The sequence below is a fragment of the Streptomyces sp. NPDC093510 genome (assembly GCF_040683555.1).
Taxonomy (GTDB): Bacteria; Actinomycetota; Actinomycetes; order Streptomycetales; family Streptomycetaceae; genus Streptomyces.
On record NZ_JBFBEE010000007.1, the window covers coordinates 56379 to 73993 of the forward strand.

The 17615-nt window shown below is 71.3% G+C and carries 18 protein-coding genes; 7 read left to right on the plus strand and 11 right to left on the minus strand.

Going from position 1 to position 17615, the window contains the following annotated elements; all coding sequences use genetic code 11:
* Positions 1–2: 2 nt before the first annotated feature.
* On the minus strand, positions 3–2138 hold the full coding sequence (locus AB0N81_RS13215) for a tetratricopeptide repeat protein (RefSeq protein WP_365357894.1): 2136 nt from the start codon (positions 2136–2138) through the stop codon (positions 3–5).
* A 214-nt stretch (positions 2139–2352) separates the two neighbouring features.
* Here AB0N81_RS13215 and AB0N81_RS13220 point away from each other — a divergent pair, with 214 nt between their 5' ends.
* A complete protein-coding gene (locus AB0N81_RS13220; RefSeq protein WP_365357895.1) occupies positions 2353–3339 on the plus strand; it encodes a DMT family transporter in 987 nt (328 codons plus the stop codon).
* On the opposite strand, the gene AB0N81_RS13225 is transcribed toward AB0N81_RS13220, so the two are convergent.
* From AB0N81_RS13225 to AB0N81_RS13255, 7 genes are all read right to left on the minus strand, one after another.
* Positions 3291–4310 carry a Gfo/Idh/MocA family oxidoreductase gene (locus AB0N81_RS13225; RefSeq protein WP_365357896.1) on the minus strand — a complete coding sequence of 340 codons (1020 nt, stop codon included), beginning with the start codon at positions 4308–4310 and terminating at the stop codon, positions 3291–3293. The two genes, AB0N81_RS13220 and AB0N81_RS13225, sit on opposite strands and share 49 nt — an antisense overlap.
* Positions 4307–5362 (minus strand): Gfo/Idh/MocA family oxidoreductase, encoded by a 1056-nt coding sequence (locus tag AB0N81_RS13230; protein ID WP_365357897.1) that lies wholly within the window; start codon positions 5360–5362, stop codon positions 4307–4309. Before AB0N81_RS13230 ends, AB0N81_RS13225 begins: the two co-directional genes overlap by 4 nt.
* A 50-nt stretch (positions 5363–5412) precedes the next feature.
* Entirely contained in the window at positions 5413–6249 is an 837-nt protein-coding gene (locus AB0N81_RS13235; protein WP_365357898.1) for a carbohydrate ABC transporter permease, read from the minus strand.
* A complete protein-coding gene (locus AB0N81_RS13240) occupies positions 6242–7189 on the minus strand; it encodes a sugar ABC transporter permease (protein ID WP_365357899.1) in 948 nt (315 codons plus the stop codon). The genes AB0N81_RS13235 and AB0N81_RS13240 overlap by 8 nt, the downstream gene beginning before the upstream one ends.
* A complete protein-coding gene (locus AB0N81_RS13245; RefSeq protein ID WP_365357900.1) occupies positions 7186–8442 on the minus strand; it encodes a sugar ABC transporter substrate-binding protein in 1257 nt (418 codons plus the stop codon). Before AB0N81_RS13245 ends, AB0N81_RS13240 begins: the two co-directional genes overlap by 4 nt.
* 66 nt (positions 8443–8508) lie before the next feature.
* A complete protein-coding gene (locus tag AB0N81_RS13250) occupies positions 8509–9642 on the minus strand; it encodes an ROK family transcriptional regulator (protein WP_365357901.1) in 1134 nt (377 codons plus the stop codon).
* 123 nt (positions 9643–9765) lie between these two features.
* Positions 9766–10866 carry an amidinotransferase gene (locus AB0N81_RS13255; protein WP_365357902.1) on the minus strand — a complete coding sequence of 367 codons (1101 nt, stop codon included), beginning with the start codon at positions 10864–10866 and terminating at the stop codon, positions 9766–9768.
* Between the two features lie 310 nt (positions 10867–11176).
* Between AB0N81_RS13255 and AB0N81_RS13260 the strand changes: the two genes are divergently transcribed.
* Positions 11177–12268, plus strand: coding sequence for a mechanosensitive ion channel family protein (locus tag AB0N81_RS13260; RefSeq protein ID WP_365357903.1), 1092 nt, complete (start codon positions 11177–11179; stop codon positions 12266–12268).
* Between the two features lie 73 nt (positions 12269–12341).
* Positions 12342–13268 (plus strand): cation diffusion facilitator family transporter, encoded by a 927-nt coding sequence (locus AB0N81_RS13265; protein ID WP_365357904.1) that lies wholly within the window; start codon positions 12342–12344, stop codon positions 13266–13268.
* Positions 13269–13301: 33 nt separating this feature from the next.
* Here AB0N81_RS13265 and AB0N81_RS13270 read toward each other — a convergent pair whose 3' ends face one another.
* Entirely contained in the window at positions 13302–13514 is a 213-nt protein-coding gene (locus AB0N81_RS13270; RefSeq protein WP_365357905.1) for a hypothetical protein, read from the minus strand.
* Positions 13515–13642: 128 nt separating this feature from the next.
* The gene (lipB, locus tag AB0N81_RS13275) at positions 13643–14299 is read right to left on the minus strand and encodes a lipoyl(octanoyl) transferase LipB (RefSeq protein ID WP_365357906.1); all 657 of its coding nucleotides are present in this window, start codon (positions 14297–14299) and stop codon (positions 13643–13645) included.
* A 223-nt stretch (positions 14300–14522) separates the two neighbouring features.
* Between lipB and AB0N81_RS13280 the strand changes: the two genes are divergently transcribed.
* From AB0N81_RS13280 to AB0N81_RS13295, 4 genes are all read left to right on the plus strand, one after another.
* Entirely contained in the window at positions 14523–14999 is a 477-nt protein-coding gene (locus AB0N81_RS13280) for a hypothetical protein (protein ID WP_365357907.1), read from the plus strand.
* Positions 15000–15398: 399 nt separating this feature from the next.
* Positions 15399–15710: an aminotransferase class V-fold PLP-dependent enzyme gene (locus AB0N81_RS13285; RefSeq protein ID WP_365357908.1), complete on the plus strand. Its 312-nt coding sequence runs from the start codon at positions 15399–15401 to the stop codon at positions 15708–15710.
* Positions 15662–15982 (plus strand): hypothetical protein, encoded by a 321-nt coding sequence (locus AB0N81_RS13290; protein WP_365357909.1) that lies wholly within the window; start codon positions 15662–15664, stop codon positions 15980–15982. The genes AB0N81_RS13285 and AB0N81_RS13290 overlap by 49 nt, the downstream gene beginning before the upstream one ends.
* Before the next feature lie 115 nt (positions 15983–16097).
* Positions 16098–17090, plus strand: coding sequence for an alpha/beta fold hydrolase (locus AB0N81_RS13295; RefSeq protein WP_365357910.1), 993 nt, complete (start codon positions 16098–16100; stop codon positions 17088–17090).
* A gap of 6 nt (positions 17091–17096) precedes the next feature.
* Here AB0N81_RS13295 and AB0N81_RS13300 read toward each other — a convergent pair whose 3' ends face one another.
* Complete coding sequence (locus AB0N81_RS13300; protein WP_365357911.1) at positions 17097–17600, minus strand: MarR family transcriptional regulator; 504 nt, start codon at positions 17598–17600, stop codon at positions 17097–17099.
* Positions 17601–17615 lie beyond the last annotated feature (15 nt).

Sequence of the window (17615 nt, forward strand, 5' to 3'; positions counted from 1 at the left end):
GTCTACGTGGGGTCCTCCAGCCCTCCGCCCCGCTCCCGCACGCCCCGTGCCGCCGCGCGGTGCTCTTCGGCGGCGGCCGTGTCGCCGGTCTCCTCTGCCAGTTCGGTGAGTGCGTCAAGCGTCCGGAGTTCCTCGCGGGTGGATTCGCTCAGGCGGGCCTCGGCCAGTGACTCGGCGTAGAGCGCCCGCGCCTCGGCGGGGCGGCCCAGGGCGCGCAGGACGCGGGCGAGGGCGAAGCCGGTCCGGGCGGTCAGCCTGGGGCGGCGCAGCTCCTCCGCGCGGGTGTGCGCGTCCGTCAACAGGGCTTCCGCGCGGTCGAGTTCACCGAGCTCCGTAAGGGCCTTGCCGAGGAGGTAGGTCTGGAGCATGGCACCGTAGGCGTTGGGGATCTCCGTGTGGATGCGTCGCGACGCCTCGAAGTCCGCCGCCGCTGCCGCCCACTCGCCCCGGGCGCAGCCGAGCAGCCCCCGGAACTCGATGACCGAGGCGCGCAACTTCCTCTCCCGGGTCCCGTCCCCCAGCGTCTCGGCGGCCGCCGCGGCTAGGCGCAGTTCCGTCTCCGCGTCGTCGAAACGGCCCCGCTCCCAGAGCGGGCGCGCGAGCTGGCAGCGCATGCGGATCAGCGCGGTGAGCGGCCGCCCGGCGCGCAGCGCGGCGTCGCGTCCCGCGGTGAACGCCTCGATGACCTGGGCGAGATGGGGGTGGTCCAGGTAGTGCGTCCACAGGGGTTCGCAGAGCGCCCAGGCCTCGTCGTCGAGCCCGCGTGCGTGGGCGATGCGCACGCAGTCGTAGAGTGCGGGCCGCTGGGCCTCCAGCCAGTGCAGCGCCTTCGCCTGCTGTTGGTTCTCGCTGTCGACAGCGGTGATCCCGAAGTCCGTGTCGGGGGTGTCGGGTAGAGCCGGGACCGGCTCGGCGAAGGTCATGCGCGGTCCGGCGCGCAGCGCGTCGGCATGCTGGGCCTGGCGGAGGTACCAGCGGACGACGCGTCGCCGCCCCTCGTCCGCCTCGGAGTCGCCGTCGGCACGGCGTTCCGCGTCCGCCCGGCGTGCCGCGTGCGCGCGCAACAGGCCGTGCAGGCGCAGCCGCCCGTTCGGCTCGCCGGCCAGGAGTCTCGCGCGCACCAGCTCGTCCAGGGCGTCCTCGGCCTCGTCCTCTCCCCTGCCGAGCAGTGCGGTGGCCGCCCCGGGGTCGATCCAGGGGCCGGGGTGCTCGACGAGGAGGCGGTAGAGCGCGGCGGCTCCGGGGGCGAGGTCCTGGTAGGTGGCGTCCCATACGGTCTCCACCGTGGACACTCCCCTGGTGTCGAGTTCGGCTGCGAGCTGGGCGGTGAGGCGGGCGAGTCTGCGGGTGCGGTGCTTGCGCAGCCATTCGGCGGCCACGTGGAGGGCGGCGGGCAGGCCGCCGCAGATCCGGGTGAGCTCGGCGGCCGACGCGGGGTCGGCGGCGAGCCGCGGGTCGTCGACGATGCGGCTCAACAGCCGTCCAGCGTACGGCTCTTCGAGCGGTCCGACCGGGAGTTCCAGGTCGACGCCGCCGTCGACGTCGTACAGCGTCCGGTGGCTCGTGGCGACGACGACGCTCTCCGCCGACGAGGGGAGGAGCTGGGTGATCTCGGTGCCGGTACGGACGTTGTCGAGGACGAGGACCAGGCGCCGCTTGCCCGTCTGCTCCCAGTACTGCTTGCGGCGCCGCGCCGGGGCCCCTTCGAGGAGGTCGGTGACGCCGAAGGAGCGCAGCAGCTCTCCCATGACGTCGGCGAGGTCGGCTCCGCCGTCGGGCCGGTGGTCGTCGAGGTCCACGTACCGCACCACGTAGCTGTGCCTGTGCTCGCCGGCGAGGCGGTGGGCGAGGTGCACGGCGAGCGCGGTCTTGCCGACGCCGTGCACTCCGGTGACCGAGACGACCAGCGGGCGCCCGGTGTTCCTGGGGCGGGCGGCGGCGTCCAGCACGTGGCTGCGCTGGGCCTCGCGGTCCTCGAAGCAACGGATGTCCGGTGGCATTTGATGCGACGTCACGCCGTCGTGGCCGCCCGGGTCACCTGGGCCGCCGTACACGTTCAGCACCTCCACACGGCCCACCTGGACGGCCGTCCCGACCTGCGCCTGCCCGCCCACACTGTTCCGCGTCCGTTCGTCCACGGCCCCAACTCTAGGAGGAGCGCCGCATTCGAGGGCAGTGACCAGGAGGCGACAACCGGACAGTTCCAGCGGGCAGGTGGCCAGTTCTCGGCCACAGGACGATGCGTCGGGCATGTGACCGAACCCGAGGGGAACCGGCCAAGACCCAAAGCAGAGCCGAACCGGCCGCACCGCACACCACTCCACTCTGTACCCGGACAAGGAGCCCCGCCGGATGCGTTCCCTCTCCCTGACCAGCGGGCCGCTGCCCGCGGCCGCGCTCGTCGTGATGTGGAGTTCCGGATTCATCGGGGCCCGTCTGGGGACCGACGCCGCTGACACGCTCACCGTCCTCATGTGGCGCTTTCTCATCGTGGCCGCCCTGGTGGTGCCGTGGTGGTGGATCGTCCGCCGTCGCCGGCACCGCCTGTCGTCCCGTGATGTCGCCACCCAGGTCGTCGTCGGTCTGCTCGCGCAGAGCGTCTACCTGCTCAGCTCCGTCAAGTCCATCGAACTGGGGGTGCCGGCCGGCACGACGTCCCTCATCGAGTCCCTTCAGCCGCTGGTCGCCGGGGCGCTGGTCGGCCCGCTGCTCAAGGAACGCGTGACCGGACGCCAGTGGGTCGGGCTGGTGCTCGGCCTCGTCGCGGTCGCCCTGGTGATCGGTGACGGTCTGAGTCTGGCCTCCGACCGACCGGGCTGGATCTACGCGGTGCCGTTCATCGGCATGGCCACGCTCACCGCGGCCACGCTCCTGCAGCGAGGACGCGGCGCGGCCGTGCCCCTGGGCGACTCGCTGGCGATCCAATGCTGCACCAGCGCCGTGCTGTTCACGTGCCTGGGCCTCGCCTCCGGAAACGCCCGGCCTCCCGGCGACGGGGGCTTCTGGCTGGCGCTGTTCTGGATGGTCTTCCTGGCCACGTTCGGCGGTTACGGTTTCTACTGGCTCAACCTGAAGCACCACTCGGTGACCAGGGTCAACAGCCTCATCTACCTCTGTCCGCCCACCACCGCCTTCTGGGCGTTCCTGATGTTCGGCGACCCGGTCGGCGCCCTGGCCGTGACCGGCTTCGTGATCAGCCTCGGCGCCGTACTCCTGGTGAACCGGCCCGGAGGGCCGGCCGCACCGGAACCCCACCAGGAAGAGGAAGAGAAGGCCGACGTGTCCGTCGCTCAGCCCAGGTCGAGCGTGACCGGGACTCCGCTGCGGGACGAGGCGTAGCCCGCCGCCACGACGCGCAGGGTGCGCAGACCTCCCTCGCCGTCGGCGACGTTCATGCCGCCCTCCTCTGGCCCGTACAGGAAGGCGCGCAGCATCAGTTCGTCCAGGTCGACGCCGAACGGCACCTCCGTGCCGCGCCTCTGGCGTTCGCTGAAGCCGTGCACCTTCTGGTCGAAGGCGTCCATCTCCAGGGTGGCCCGCTCGCCCACGACCGTGAGTTCCAGGCCGCCCCAGGAGTGGTGGGAGCGGGGGTGGGACCAGCTGCAGTCGATGGTGGCGACGGCGCCGTTGGAGTAGGTGACGCTGACCAGGCCGCTGGTCTCGGCGGCGACCTCGTCGGCGTACAGGAGGTTGTTGGTCTGCGCGTACACCTCGACGGGCCGGGCCTCGGAGAACAGGTCGTCGAGCAGGTCGGCGATGTGCACGGTGTGGTCCATCAGGGCGCCGCCGCCGGAGAGTTCGGGTTCGGCGAACCAGCGGCGGGCGCGTGTCGGCATGGCGCCGTTGTTCGCGCCCGACACCGCGAGGACCCGTCCCGCGTCGCCCGAGTCGACGGCCGCCTTCACGGCCGCGTACGCCGGGCTGAAACGCACGGGGTAGGCGACCGCGAGCCGCACTCCCGCGGCGCGGCAGGCCGCGACCATCGCCTCGCCGTCCTCGACCGTGGCCGCCAGGGGCTTCTCGCAGAGGACGGCCACGCCGTGCGCGGCGGCGCGTTCGACGAGCGGCCGGTGCCGGGCGTTCTCGGAGCAGACGATCACCGCGTCCGGGCACCAGGCGAAAGCTTCCTCGTACGTGTCCGCGTAGGCGACTCCCACCGCTTCGGCGAGCGCGCGGCCCCGCACCTCGCCGGGCGCGGCGAGGTCCGTGTCCGGGTCGCTGCCCAGGACCTCGATGCCGGGCATGCGGTCGAGGAGGCGCAGGTAGCCCGCCGCGTGGACGTGGGCGAACGACAGGACGGCGACCTTCATCGCGCTGCCTCCTCGGTCACTGTCTTGACGGGGTGTGCGTGGGCGGCGGTGGCGAGCTCGACGACACGGCCGGTGCGGCTGGACTCCGCCGCGGCCTCGGCTATCCGTACCGCTTCGACGCCGTCGCGGGCGCTCACCCTCGGTTCGGGCCCGCCGTCCCGCCAGGACGCGGCGAACTCGCGGAGTTCGGTGAGGAAGGGGCTCTCGGTCATGGGGCTTGTCGGGATGCCTTCGTTGGCGGCGCGTACGCCCTGGGCGGTGATCCGGAAGCCGGGGACGGCGGTGGAGTCGTGGTGCAGCAGGCCGTCGGCTCCCGCGACCCGGAACGTCGTGCGGAACTGCTGGTCGGGCAGGCCCCACAGGCCGTTGATGTGGCTGACGGCGCCCGAGGCGTGGGTGAGGACGGTTGACGCGGTGACGACCTCGGGCGGGGCGCCGGTGGCGTGTTCGACGCCGCGGGTCCTGGCGTGCACGCGGACCACGTCGCCCGCGAGCCAGCGGGCGATGTCGATGTCGTGCACCATCAGGTCCATGATGACGCCGCCGGACTGGGCCGGGTCGCCGAACCACGGAGCCCACTGGGGCCTGGCCCCGCCGCGCGTGAAGCGCAGCACGGCGAGTTCGCCGAGGTCTCCGCGGGCGACGGCCTGCCGCAGGGCCGCGTACGCCGGGAAGTAGCGCACCACGTGGGCCGGGTGGAGTCGTACACCGGCCGCGTCGGCCGCGGCCGCGATCTGCTCGGCGTCGTGGGCGGTGAGGGCGAGCGGCTTCTCGCAGACGACGTGCCGGCCCGCGGCGACGGCCGCGAGGGCGAGGTGCTTGTGGGTGGGGGTGGGGGTGCAGACGTCGACGGCGTCCGTGTCCGCGAGGAGCGCGTCCAGGCTGCCGACGGCGCGGATGTCGTGCCCGCGTCCGGCGTACTCCGAGGCGAGCTTCTCCCCGGAGCCGTCGACGGTGTACACGCTGACCCGGGCGCCGAGCGCCAGCCAGCCGGGCAGATGGGCGCGCGCGATGCCGCCGGCACCGAGCAGGCCGATGTGAAGCGGGGGCATGAACAGGGGCTGCCTTTCTGTGGGGGGTACGCAGAGGTGCGGGGCGCCGGTCAGCTCTTGGAGCCGGAGAGGGCGACGCTCTGGACGAAGTGCCGCTGGAGGAAGAGGTAGACGAGCAGCATCGGCAGGCTCGCGATGAGTGAACCGGCCATCATCACCGGGTAGTTGGTCTCGTACTGGCCCTCCAGTGAGGTCAGTCCGGCGCTGATCGGCATCTTCTCGGGGTCGGTGTTGACGATGAGGGGCCACAGCAGGTCGTTCCAGGACCACATGGCGGTGATGACGGCGAGTGCGGCCAGCGCGGGCCGGATCAGCGGCAGCATGATCGACCAGAAGATGCGGAAGGAGCCCGCGCCGTCGATGCGGGCCGCCTCCTCCAGCTCCTTGGGGAGCGTGAGGAAGAACTGGCGGAGCATGAAGGTGCCGAACGCGCTGAACATGCCGGGCAGGAAGAGCGCGGGCGCGGTGTTGAGCAGGCCGAGCGACTGGATGATGTCGTACTGCGGCAGGACGAGCAGGGAGCTCGGGACCATCAGGACGGACAGGAACAGCGCGAACAGGGCGTTGCGGCCGCGGAATTGCATACGGGCGAACGCGTAGGCGGCGAGCGAGCAGAACACGAGCTGGCCGAGGGTGCGCCCGACGGTGTTGATGAGGCTGTTGGTGAGCATTTCGCGGAACGGCATCGCGGTGAAGACTTCTTCGAAACTCGCCCAGTTCCATCGGTCGGGCAGGAAGGTGGGCGGCACCCGTGAGGTCTCCGCGAGGGTCTTGAGCGCGGTGAGCAGCTGCCACAGGAACGGGAATACCATCACGAACGCGCCGAGGGAGAGCACGGCGTGCGTGGCGACGGATCCGGTGTCGATGCGCCTTCGGGGCTCAGGCATAGTGCACCCACCTCTTCTGCATCCGGAACTGGAGATACGTCAGGGCCGCGATGACCAGCATCAGCAGGAAGGCGAGCGCGGCGGCGGCGCCCTGCGCGTTCTCGACGAACGCCCATTTGTAGAAGAGGCCGACGATCGACTGCGTATCGCCGATCGCGGGATTCTGCTCGGCCATCATGATGTAGATCAGGTCGAAGGTCTGCAGGGAGTTGATCATGCAGATGACGGAGGCGAAGAAGATGGTCGGGCTGAGCAGCGGGAGCGTGATGGTGAAGAACCGGCGCAGCGCCCCGGCTCCGTCGAGTTCCGCGGCTTCGTAGTAGTCCTGCGGAATCCCCTTGATGCCCGCCATGAAGATGACCAGGTAGTAGCCGGTGGTCGACCAGACCATCACCGTGCCGATCGCGTAGACGGCGGTGGAGGGGTCGGAGACCCAGTAGTGGCGGTCGGCGCCGAACCAGCTCAGGATTTCGTTGACGAGGCCGAAGTCGCCGTTGTAGAGCCAGTTCCAGACGAGTCCGACGGCGACGGGCAGCGTCACGAACGGCACGAAGTACAGGGCGCGGTAGACGGAGACGCCGCGCAGCCCGCGCCGGTTCAGGAGCGATGCGACGACGATGGCGACGGGCAGCGCCATCAGTCCGATGACGCTGTAGATCAGGGTGTTGCCGAGCGCCTGCCAGACGGTGACGTCCTTGACGACGCGCAGGTAATTGTCGGTGCCTATGAAGGTGTGGCCGCCGAACGCGCCGAATTCGGTGAAGCTGAAGTAGAAGGTCTGCAGCAGCGGCCAGAAGTAGAAGACGGCGAAGCCGAGGCCGAGCGGCGCTATGTACCAGTAGGCGGACCGCTGGTTGCGGGAGCCGGGGCGCGCGCCGGACGCGGCTGACCGGCCGCGTCCGGCCGACTTCGCGGCCGCCGTCGCGGGAAAGACACTCATGAGGCGCGTTCCTCCTTCAGGGCCCGGTCCATCTGTTCGCCCAGCGTGCGGGCGGCGCTCTCGATGCCGCCCTTGCCGCTGAAAGCGGCGCCGAGCAGCGGGTATTGGAGGTTTTCCCAGACGGGGGTGTTCTCGGAGCTCGGGTAGGGAACCGCGTACTTCTGCATCTCGATGAAGTGCTTGAGGTCGAATTCGGGCATCGACTTGAGCCAGGCGTCCTGCGTTCCCGCGTACGAGGAGATGGTGACGCCCGCCTTGGCCTGGATCTCGGCGGCCTCACGGCCCGCCATGAAGTGCACGAATTTCCAGGCGGCCGCCTTCTTGTCGCTCTTGGCGGAGATGACGTTCGCCAGGCCGTGGATGATGGTGGCCCTGCGGCGGCCCCTGGGCAGGACGGCGATGCCGCCGTGGTCCTTGATCGCGGGCACGGCGTACATCTGCCCGGCCATCGCGGAGAGGTCGTAGTTCATGGCGACCTTCTCCGACCAGTAGCGCACGCGCCCGACGGACTCGACCATCGCGCTCTGCGGGGGCGACCAGCCCCGGTCGATCATGTCGGTCAGAAAGCGCAGGCCCTCGATGGAGCGGTCGTCGCCGAAGCCGGACCGGCCGTCCCGCAGGATGAAGCCGTCGGCGCCGCAGACGGCAGGGTAGATCTTGATCTGCCGCTGCATCTCGGCGGCGAAACCGTGCACGCCCCGGTGGGAGTCGGTGAGTTCGGCCGCCGCGTCGCGCACGTCGTCCCAGGTCCAGGTGGAATCGGGGTATTTGATGCCCGCCTTGTCGAAGAGCTGCTTGTTGTACCAGAGGCCGATGGTGTCGAAGTCCTTGGGCAGGCCGTACTGCGTGCCGCGGTAGGCGTAGAGCTTCACCAGGGCCTCGGGGTGGCGGTCCACGGGGGTGGCGTCGGCCTTGATGTGCCCGGAGAGCGGTTCGAGGACGCCGTTCGACGCGTACAGCTGGAAGTTGACGGCGTTCATCCAGAACACGTCGGGGGCCGTGCCACCGCGCATCGACGTCTTGAGGGTGGTCCAGTAGCTCGCCCAGGGCGTCAGCTGGATCCGCACGGATATGCGCGGATTCCGCTTCTCGAACGCGGCGATGATCTTCTCCATGCCCGGCACCTGCGCCGGATCCCACATCCCGTACGAGAGCGTGGTCCTGCCACCGCTGTCCGTACCGTCGCCCCCTCCGGAGCAGGCGGCGAGCAAGGGGGCCGCCAGCGCCCCGCCGAGCAGAGTCCTTCTGCGCATGTGCGCCTTCGCCTCCCGATGAGTCGTCGGACGCCCCACGGCCGTCCCGCGCACGGCGGGCCGCCGCTACGGCGCCTTGTCCGCGAGCAGGTCCTCCTCCACCCGGTCGAGCGCCTTGCGTACGGCGCCGATGGCCACGCCCCGCTCGCCGAGCGTGCTCAGCGCGATGCGCGGGACGTGCAGGGTCATGGGCCGCAGCCGCTCCTCCAGGAGCGGCACGAGGTGCCGGCCGACGGGGGTCGCACCGCCGGTCAGCACGATCAGTTCCGGGTCGACGGCGAGGGCGAGGGCCGCGATGCCCGGCGCGATGCGGTCGGCGAAGTCCGCGACTGCGGCAAGTGCGCGCGGGTCCGCCGTGTCCGCCGCGCGGGCGAGCGCGGCCACTTCGGACTCTCCGGCGCGCCGCCCGCCCGGCCACTTCAGGGCCTCCTGCGCGGTGCTCATGCCGAGCAGCGGCAGCATGCCGAGTTCGCCCGCGCCGCCGCGCCTGCCCCGGTGCAGCCGGCCGCCGATGGTGAGGCTGCACGAGACGCGGTGCCCGGTGAGGACGCAGACGACGTCGCCTGCGAGGGTGGCGGCGCCCTGCCAGCGCTCGGCGAGGACTGCGAGGTTGACGTCGTTCTCGACGAGGGTGTGCCCCGGCCGGTCGTCCCGCAGCAGCCGCCCGAGATCGACGCCGGACCACTCGGGAACCACCATGGAGGTCACGACCCCGCTCCTGTCCACCACTCCGGGCACGCCGACGCACCGGGCCAGTACGGCGGCGCGGCGCGGGGCCTGGGCGTCGAGGAAGGTCTCCGTGGCGTGGCGCAGCAGGTCGAGGCGGGCGCCGCCGCCAAGTCCCGGGTCGATGTCGCGCCGGTGGACGGCCAGTACGGTGCCGCCGAGGTCGGCGAGGAGCAGCACCATCTTGTGCAGCCCTATGTCGGCGCCGAGCACGTACCCGGCCTCCGCGCGGAAGCGGAAGCGGCGTGCGGGGCGGCCGGGGGTGCGCTCGGCCGACTCCTCGGCGGACTCGCCGACCAGCCCGCGCTCGGCGAGTTCTTCGACGGCGGCTTCCACGGTGGGCCGGGACAGGCCGGTGCCCGCGGCGAGTTCGGCGAGGGTGCGCGGGCTGCGGCGGTGCAGGGCACGCAGGACGACGGTGGTGTTGAGCCGCCGCAGCGCGATCAGGTCGTGCCCACGAGCCCCGTTCCGCATCAGTGCTTCACCCCGGATCCGCACGGCGACAGACCGCTTGACGGGCTGTGATGTCCCCCGGCGCGCGGAATTAGAGAGGAGACTTGCATAACCGTGGCGGCAGGGGAACCCCTCCGGCGGCGGTCAGTCGAAGTACGTTTCGAGCGTGCCGCGGCGCCGGACGTCGAGCGTCGCGCAGTGGAACGAGCCGCCGAACGGCGCGTAGTGGAGCAGGTCGCACGGGATCGGCTCGAACCCCCACGATTCGAGCGCGCGCAGCATGCCCGTGTGGTGCCGCTCCGCGATCACCCGCTTCTCGTCGATCATCAGCACGTTCATGCTGAGCCACTTGCCGCACATCGAGGTCATCTTCAGCACGCGCTCGTCGATCGGGTCGGGCTCCGGGGCGACCAGGACGTCCCACGAGCTGAGCACGTCGGGCAGCCGGTCGACGTCGACGTACTCGGGATTGACGAGGACCTTGCCGGGTGCGAGCAGGACGAACGTGGTGTCGATGTGCATGGGCACGCGGCAGCGGCTCTCGATCTCGTGGACGCGGTACTCCGGCCCGAGGTGGCGGCGCAGCCATTCGATGCCCATCCGGTTCGTGACGTTGCTCCGCGTCACGAACAGGTCGCGGCCCGCGCGCACGAAGTCCGCCGCGTCGAAGACCGGTTCGAACTCGGTGAGGATGTAGCGCATGGGCTCGCCGTCCTTGGGAGGACGGAAGTCCTTCTCGTACAGGGCATCGGTGAGCTGGGGTCTCGGCGCCGCCGTCCAGCGCGCGCCGCGCCGGAAGTAGTCCTTGAGGAGTTCGCGGTAGGAGTGCGTCTCGAAATACCGGCACGGCCACGCCATCGGGGTCTCGATGATCTCGTCGCCGATGACGAGCATGCCGTCGCGCGGACAGGCGTTGCAGAACCCGCGCGAATGCCAGTCGGGGGTGGCGAAGCGCTGCTTGTGGTCGACCGCGGCCGGTCGCGTCACCGTGATGTCGAGGGATTCCAGGAGAGCGATGAACTGGTCGAGTTCCTGTTGCGCGGGCTCGATCAGCCGGTGCGGATACGCGAAGCCGGCGGCGAGACCCTGGAGCCGGGCGGCCCAGGGCGGGATGTTGCAGGTCACGACCGGGTGACTGGACGGGATGGTGGCGCCGTCGAGGCGGCCGACGACGACTTCCTCCAGGGGGTCCCACTCGTTGTGGGAATTGACGGGTGAATTCCCGGGCCCGTGCATGGTCGCCATGGTTCAACCGCCTCCGCTCGCACCGATCGACCGGCTCGATTCCGATCGACCACGTCGATAAATCGCCATCAATGCTTTACCACGGACTGCGCGCGCATCCCCGGATGGACAGACGTGGCCACTCTGTGAAGGTCCAGGTGGGGGTATGCGCGCCTGCCGTGCACGGATGGGGCAGGATGACGACCGCGCCGGACCGAGCCCTCGTCCCGGCGTGACCGCACTCCCCGGAATCGAGCAGGTATCACAAGGTGACGTCACATCACATACGCCGCACGCAGGCGCACTCCCCCCGTACGACGGGAGGGAACTGATGACCCGTGCGCTCACACTGCACGACTGGATCATGGCCGGGATCGCCGTCGCCGCCGGCATCGCCGCCGGGCTGCTGCTCCGCGCACTCCTGCGGTGGCTCGGCGAGCGGGCGAGCAGGACCCGGTGGAGCGGTGACGACGTCATCGTCGACGCGCTGCGCACCCTCGTCCCCTGCGCGGCCATCACGGCCGGGCTCGCCGCCGCGGCGGGCGCGCTGCCCCTCACGCCGCGCACCGGACGCAACGTCACCATGACGCTGACCGCCCTGCTCATCCTGGCGGCCACGCTCACGGCGGCCCGGATCGTCACCGGCCTGGTCAAGGCCGTCGCGCAGTCCCGCTCCGGAGTGGCGGGCTCGGCCACCATCTTCGTGAACATCACGCGCGTCGTGGTGCTCGCGATGGGCTTCCTCATCGTCCTGCAGACCCTCGGCATCTCCATCGCGCCGCTGCTCACCGCGCTCGGCGTGGGAGGTCTCGCGGTCGCCCTCGCGCTCCAGGACACGCTCGCCAACCTCTTCGCGGGCGTGCACATCCTCGCCGCGAAGACGGTGCAGCCCGGCGACTACATCCAGCTCAGCAGCGGGGAGGAGGGCTACGTCGTCGACATCAACTGGCGCAACACCACGGTCCGTCAGCTCTCCAACAACCTCGTCATCATCCCCAACGCCAAGCTCGCGGGCACCAACATGACCAACTACAGCCGCCCCGAGCAGGAGCTGTCGATCATGGTGCAGGTCGGGGTCAGCTACGACAGTGACCTGGAGCAGGTCGAGAAGGTCACGACGGAGGTCGTGGACGAGGTGATGGCCGGCATCACCGGCGCGGTCCCCGACCACGAGGCGGCCATCCGCTTCCACACCTTCGGCGACTCGCGGATCAGCTTCACGGTGATTCTCGGTGTGGGCGAGTTCAGCGACCAGTACCGCATCAAGCACGAGTTCATCAAGCGCCTGCACCAGCGCTACCGCGCCGAGGGCATCCGGGTCCCCGCCCCCGTGCGCACGGTCAGGGTGCAGCAGGGTGAGCTGCCGCCGCCGCTCGGCATCCCGCACCAGCGCGACACGTCGGTGTCCTCGCAGCTGCACTGAGGCCCCACTGGGCTGCGCCGAGTGGACGACCGCTCGGTGGCGGCCCCCCGGAGCGCGTGTTCCACTCGCGGGCATGGGGCACGACCACGGCCCGTCCGCCGGCGCGGCGGGCGGCACGCTGAGCGGGACGTACCGCAACCGCCTGCTGTGGACCATCGGCATCAGCGGCTCGATCACCGTCATCCAGGTGGTCGGCGCGCTCCTGTCCGGCAGCCTCGCGCTGCTCGCCGACGCGGCCCACAGCCTGACCGACGCGGTCGGCGTCTCGCTGGCCCTCGGCGCCATCACCCTCGCCCAGCGGGCGCCGACCCCGCGCCGCACCTTCGGCTTCTACCGGGTCGAGATCTTCTCCGCCGTCCTGAACGCGCTGCTCCTCGTCGCCATCTTCGTCTGGGTCCTGTGGTCGGCGATCGGCCGGTTCAGCGAGCCGGTGGAAGTCGAGGGCGGCCTGATGTTCGTCGTCGCGGTGGGCGGGCTCCTCGCCAATCTGGCGGGCCTGTGGCTGCTGCGCGACGCCAAGGACAAGAGCCTCAACCTGCGGGGCGCCTACCTGGAGGTTCTCGGGGACGCGCTCGGCTCGGTCGCGGTGATCGTGGGCGGCCTCGTCATCCTGCTCACGGGGTGGCAGGCCGCCGACCCCATCGCGTCGATCGTCATCGGCCTGCTGATCGTGCCGCGCGCGTACGGGCTGCTGCGGGACTCCGTGCACGTCCTGCTGGAGGCGACCCCGCAGGACGTCGACCTCGGCGAGGTGCGCCGGCACCTGCTGGCGGAGCGGGGCGTGGTCGCCGTGCACGATCTGCACGGCTGGACGGTCACTTCGGGGATGCCGGTGCTCACCGCTCACGTGGTGGTCACGGAGGCGGCCCTCGCAAGCGGCTACGGGGAGCTCCTGGGGCGGCTGCAGCGGTGCGTCGGGGGGCACTTCGACGTGGCCCACTCGACGATCCAGCTGGAGCCGGAGGGGCATGTGGAGGAGGACGGTGCGCTGCACACGTAGCCCCGGCTTCCGGCATCCGGGGGCCCCGGCGGGTCAGGGCCCCTCGGCGTCGAGGACCCGCTGCACCGCCTGCTGGGCGGCGTAGAAGTCGGCGTCGGAGACTCCCGGGTCGTCCTCGACCCGGTCGAGCCAGTCGGAGATCTCCTCGGCCGTCCACAGGTCGAAACCCTTCGGAATGTCCAGCGTCGTGGTCTCCGCGCGCAGCTGCTCGGCGGCGGCCGCTTCCTTGACGCTCCGTGTGCTCACTTCGATCATCGTGATCGTGACTCTCCCTTCGGTCCTGGAGGGGGACGGACGGGCGACCATGCCAGAGGCCCCGGGGGGATGTCCAGCCGCCCTGGGCACCCGGCCGGGAGCCGGGCTCCGCTCCTCGGTCAGGAGCCGGTCCGGCGTGCGCCGAAGGCCAGTGCCACCGCGTCCCGCACCGCTGCTTCGCCGGGGGCCTCGACTCCCCGCTCGGCGGCCATCTCTGCGAGGGAGGTCATCGCCACCTCGGGCAGCCCGCACGCGGTGAAGCGCGTGAACTCGTCGAGGTCCGAGGTGATGTTGAGCGCGAAGCCGTGGCTGGTGACGCCGCCGCGGATGCGCATCCCGATCGACACGAGCTTCTCGTGGCGCGGCGTCCACACGCCCACGAGGCTCTGGGCGCCGGAGGGGGTGTCGCGGCGCAGCGTCTCGTGACCGAGCGAGCGGACCGCGTCGATCAGGCCGTTCTCGACCCGGCGCACGATGTCGCCGGGGCCGCGCTCGCGCAGGTTGAGGATGAGATAGCCGACGAGCTGGCCGGGCCCGTGGTACGTCGCCTGACCGCCCCGGTCGACCTCGACGAGCGGAACGGGCGAGTCGGCGCGCGGCAGCTCGTCGGGCGGGGTACGGGTGCCGTACGTGATCACGGGCGGGTGGGTGAGGAGCACGAGGCGGTCGCCGATGGTCCCGGCGCGGCGCTGCTCGACCCAGCCCCGCATGGCCTCCATGGCCTCGAGGTAGGGCACCTCGCCCAGATCGACCCGCTCCAGCTCCTGGACGCCCACCGCGCGCCGCCTTCCTTTTCCGTTCTCCCACGCTCTCCTCGTGCCTCAACTCGACCGCCGGGCGGGGCATTCCCCGGTTCATGCCGACGGAACAGGCGCCGACGGAACAGGAGGAGCCGCCAGCGCGTCGGTTCGCGCAGATCCGCGGGCGCTTGCCTATGTTGATCCGGTCGCGGAACCCGCGGCTCCTCCCCCGCCCCAACACCTGGACACGGACGCCACATTGAAGTCGAGCACGAAGCACCTCACCCGCGTATCGACCCTCTCCGGAATCGTCGCCACCGCCGTTCTGGGGATGGCGACCGTCACGGCGGGCGCGACGCCGCCACCCGCCCCGGACCGCTCCTCGGCCACGCCCGCGCCCGGGCCCGAGGCCCCTCGCCCGGCGCTCACCGCCAAGGCCTCGGTGAGCAGCGTGCGCGCCGCCGAGGAGTTCCGTATCTCCGGCGAGAGCCGCGACCTGCCGACGGGTACGCCCGTCACCCTGCAGCAGAAGCAGGGCGCGCGGTGGGTGGACCTGCCCGCGACGGTGAACACCACACCCCGGGCGACGTACAGCATGCGGGTCAGACTCGGCATCGAGGGCGCCAACGCGCTCCGCGTGACGGGCGGCGGCGCGCTCTCGCCGGTCGTGCACGTCACGGTGCGTCCCGCGGCCCGGGCCGAGAGGCCCGAGACTGGCCCGCAGGGGACTTCATGAGCAGTACGGGCTGACGCGGGTCGTCAACGCCAGGGGCACCTGTACGCCGTTGGGCGTCTCGCGGAGCGATGGGCGGGTCGCGGCGGTCGTCGCCGAAGCGCTGGGTGAGTTCGTCGTCATGGCGGAGTTGCAGGACGTGGTGAGCCGGGTCGTCGCCGAAGGCACGGGGGCTCAGTCCGCAGCCGTCGTGCACTGCACGTCGTCGGCGATCACCCTGTCGGTCGCGGCGGCCATGACCGGGGATTCCGCCGAGCGCGTCGCGGCGTTGCCGGACACGAGGGGCATGCGCCCGCGCGTGGTGCTGCCCGCCGGACACGCGGTCGACCACGGGCATCCCCTCACGCAGGCCGGCCGGCCGGTGCCACGCCGATTCCGACGGGGGCGGTGGCCGGGTGCACCGTGCGGGATCTGGAGGACGCCCTCGCCCACCCGGACACGGCGTGCCTTCTCCTCGTGTCGTCCCGGCTCGTCCGAGGGGCGGACGTCCCCCTCGCCGAAGCCGTCGCGGCCGCGCACCGCCGCGGGGTGCCCGCCGTCGTCGACGGTGCCGCGCAGGATCTGCGGATCGGCGAACTGCCGGCGACGGGCGCCGATCTCGTACTGGTCAGCGGGCAGAAGTACCTGGGGCCCCCACGGCCGGTCTGGTGCTGGGGCGTGCCGGGATGGTGGACGCGGTCCGGGCGCAGGAGAAGGGCATCGGCCGGGCGATGAAGGCGAGCAAGGAGGCCGTCCTCGGTGTGCTCGCCGCGCTCCAGGTGCGGGGAGAGACGGACGTGGGCGCGTGGCGGCGGGCGCAGACCGACAAGGCCGTACGTTTCGTCGAGAAAGCCGGTGCGCTGCCGGGCATCGACGCGGCCCTTGTCGCCGACCCGACCGGACTCCCGTTCCCGCTCGTCCGTCTCGGCGTCGACCCCGTGCGGGCGGGGCAGGATGCTGCCTCCCTGGCCAGGGCTAGGCTGTCCGCCCTCCTGCCGGACGAGTGACACACACCTCAACTGCCGTAACCGGTGGGGCTGTTGACGTTTCCTGTGGCGTCGCTCCACGATGAGGTCGATGAGGTCTCCCCTTGGCGGGAGCGGCACTCCCGTGGAGGTCCCTGTGCGCTTGTCCTCATGGCTCGGCGGCCTCGCGGCGGCCGTGCTGACCCTGGCCGCGCTTCCGGCGCCCGGCGCCCTGGCGGCGGCCGACCCCTCTCCGCCGCTGGAGCTTCCGGCCGCCGAGCTCGCGAAGGCCCTGCATTGCGGGACGGACCTCCAGGACATGCGGGAGGCCGACGACAAGCCGACCGTCCTCTTCGTGCCCGGCACCGGCCTCAAGGGCGAGGAGAACTACGCCTGGAACTACATGGCCGAGCTGAAGAAGAGGGGTTACCAGTCCTGCTGGGTGGACTCCCCCGGCCGCGGCCTCAGGGACATGCAGGAGTCCGTCGAGTACGTGGTGCACGCGACCCGCACGATCCAGGAGGCCACCGGCCGCAAGGTCGACCTCGTCGGACACAGCCAGGGCGGGCTCCTGACGGCCTGGGCACTGCGCTTCTGGCCCGACCTGACGGGGAAGGTCGACGACATGGTGACCTTGGGCTCGCCGTTCCAGGGGACACGGCTCGCCAGTACGTGCCGCCCGATCGCCGAGATCACCGGCTGCCCGGCCTCGGTCCTGCAGTTCGCCCGCGACTCGAACTGGTCGAAGGCTCTCGGCGCCGACGGCACGCCCATGCCGGAGGGCCCGTCGTACACCACGATCTTCTCGTACGCCGACGAGTCGGTGATCGCCGACGGGCAGCCCCCGTCCCTGCCGGGCGCCCGCCGCATCGGCGTCCAGGACATCTGCCCCGCACGGCCGTGGCCCACCCACATCGCCATGGTCGTCGACCAGGTCAGCTACGACCTGGTCGCCGACGCGGTCGAGCACCCCGGGCCCGCCGACATGAGCCGCATCGACCGCGCGCACTGCGCCAAGCCGGTCATGCCGCTCAACAGCGAGGGCGCCGTCAACGCCCTTCCCGGCCTGTTGAACTACCCCGTCGAGCTGCTGATCCACAGTCAGCCGTGGGCCGCCGAGGAGCCTCCGCTGCGTGCGTACGCGCGCTGAACGCCGTCACGAGCGAGGCGCCGATGTCCGGCCCTCGGCGTCGGCCAGGTGGGCCTCCATGGTGGAGTTCAGGTCGGCCATGAAGGACTCGAACCGTTCCAGGAGGTCCTGCGGGTAGTGCGCCATGGCGGTGTCGAGGCGGTGGGCGAGCGGGCCGAAGAATTCATCCGCGCGCTCCTGGATGTGTGCGCCGCTGCGCAGGGTGATGACGCGCCGGTCGGAGTGTTCGCGGCTGCGGGTGATGTGCCCCGCCGCTTCGAGACGGTTCAGAAGCGCGGTGGTGGCGCCCGTCGAGAGGGAGATGCGCTCGCTCAGCCGCGCCGGTGACAGCGGCGCGCCGCGCTCTTCGGCGGAGGCGATCTCCAGCACCGCGGTGGCGTCGGTGGAGTGCAGCCCCAGCCAGGCGGCGAAGCGGCGACTGAGCTCGGCGTAGTGACCGCCGTAGATCCTCAGTCCTTCCATCAGCCGCTCGCGCTGCGCCGCGACGCCGTCGCGCATCGCTTCCTCCATGAAGGCCCCGCCACC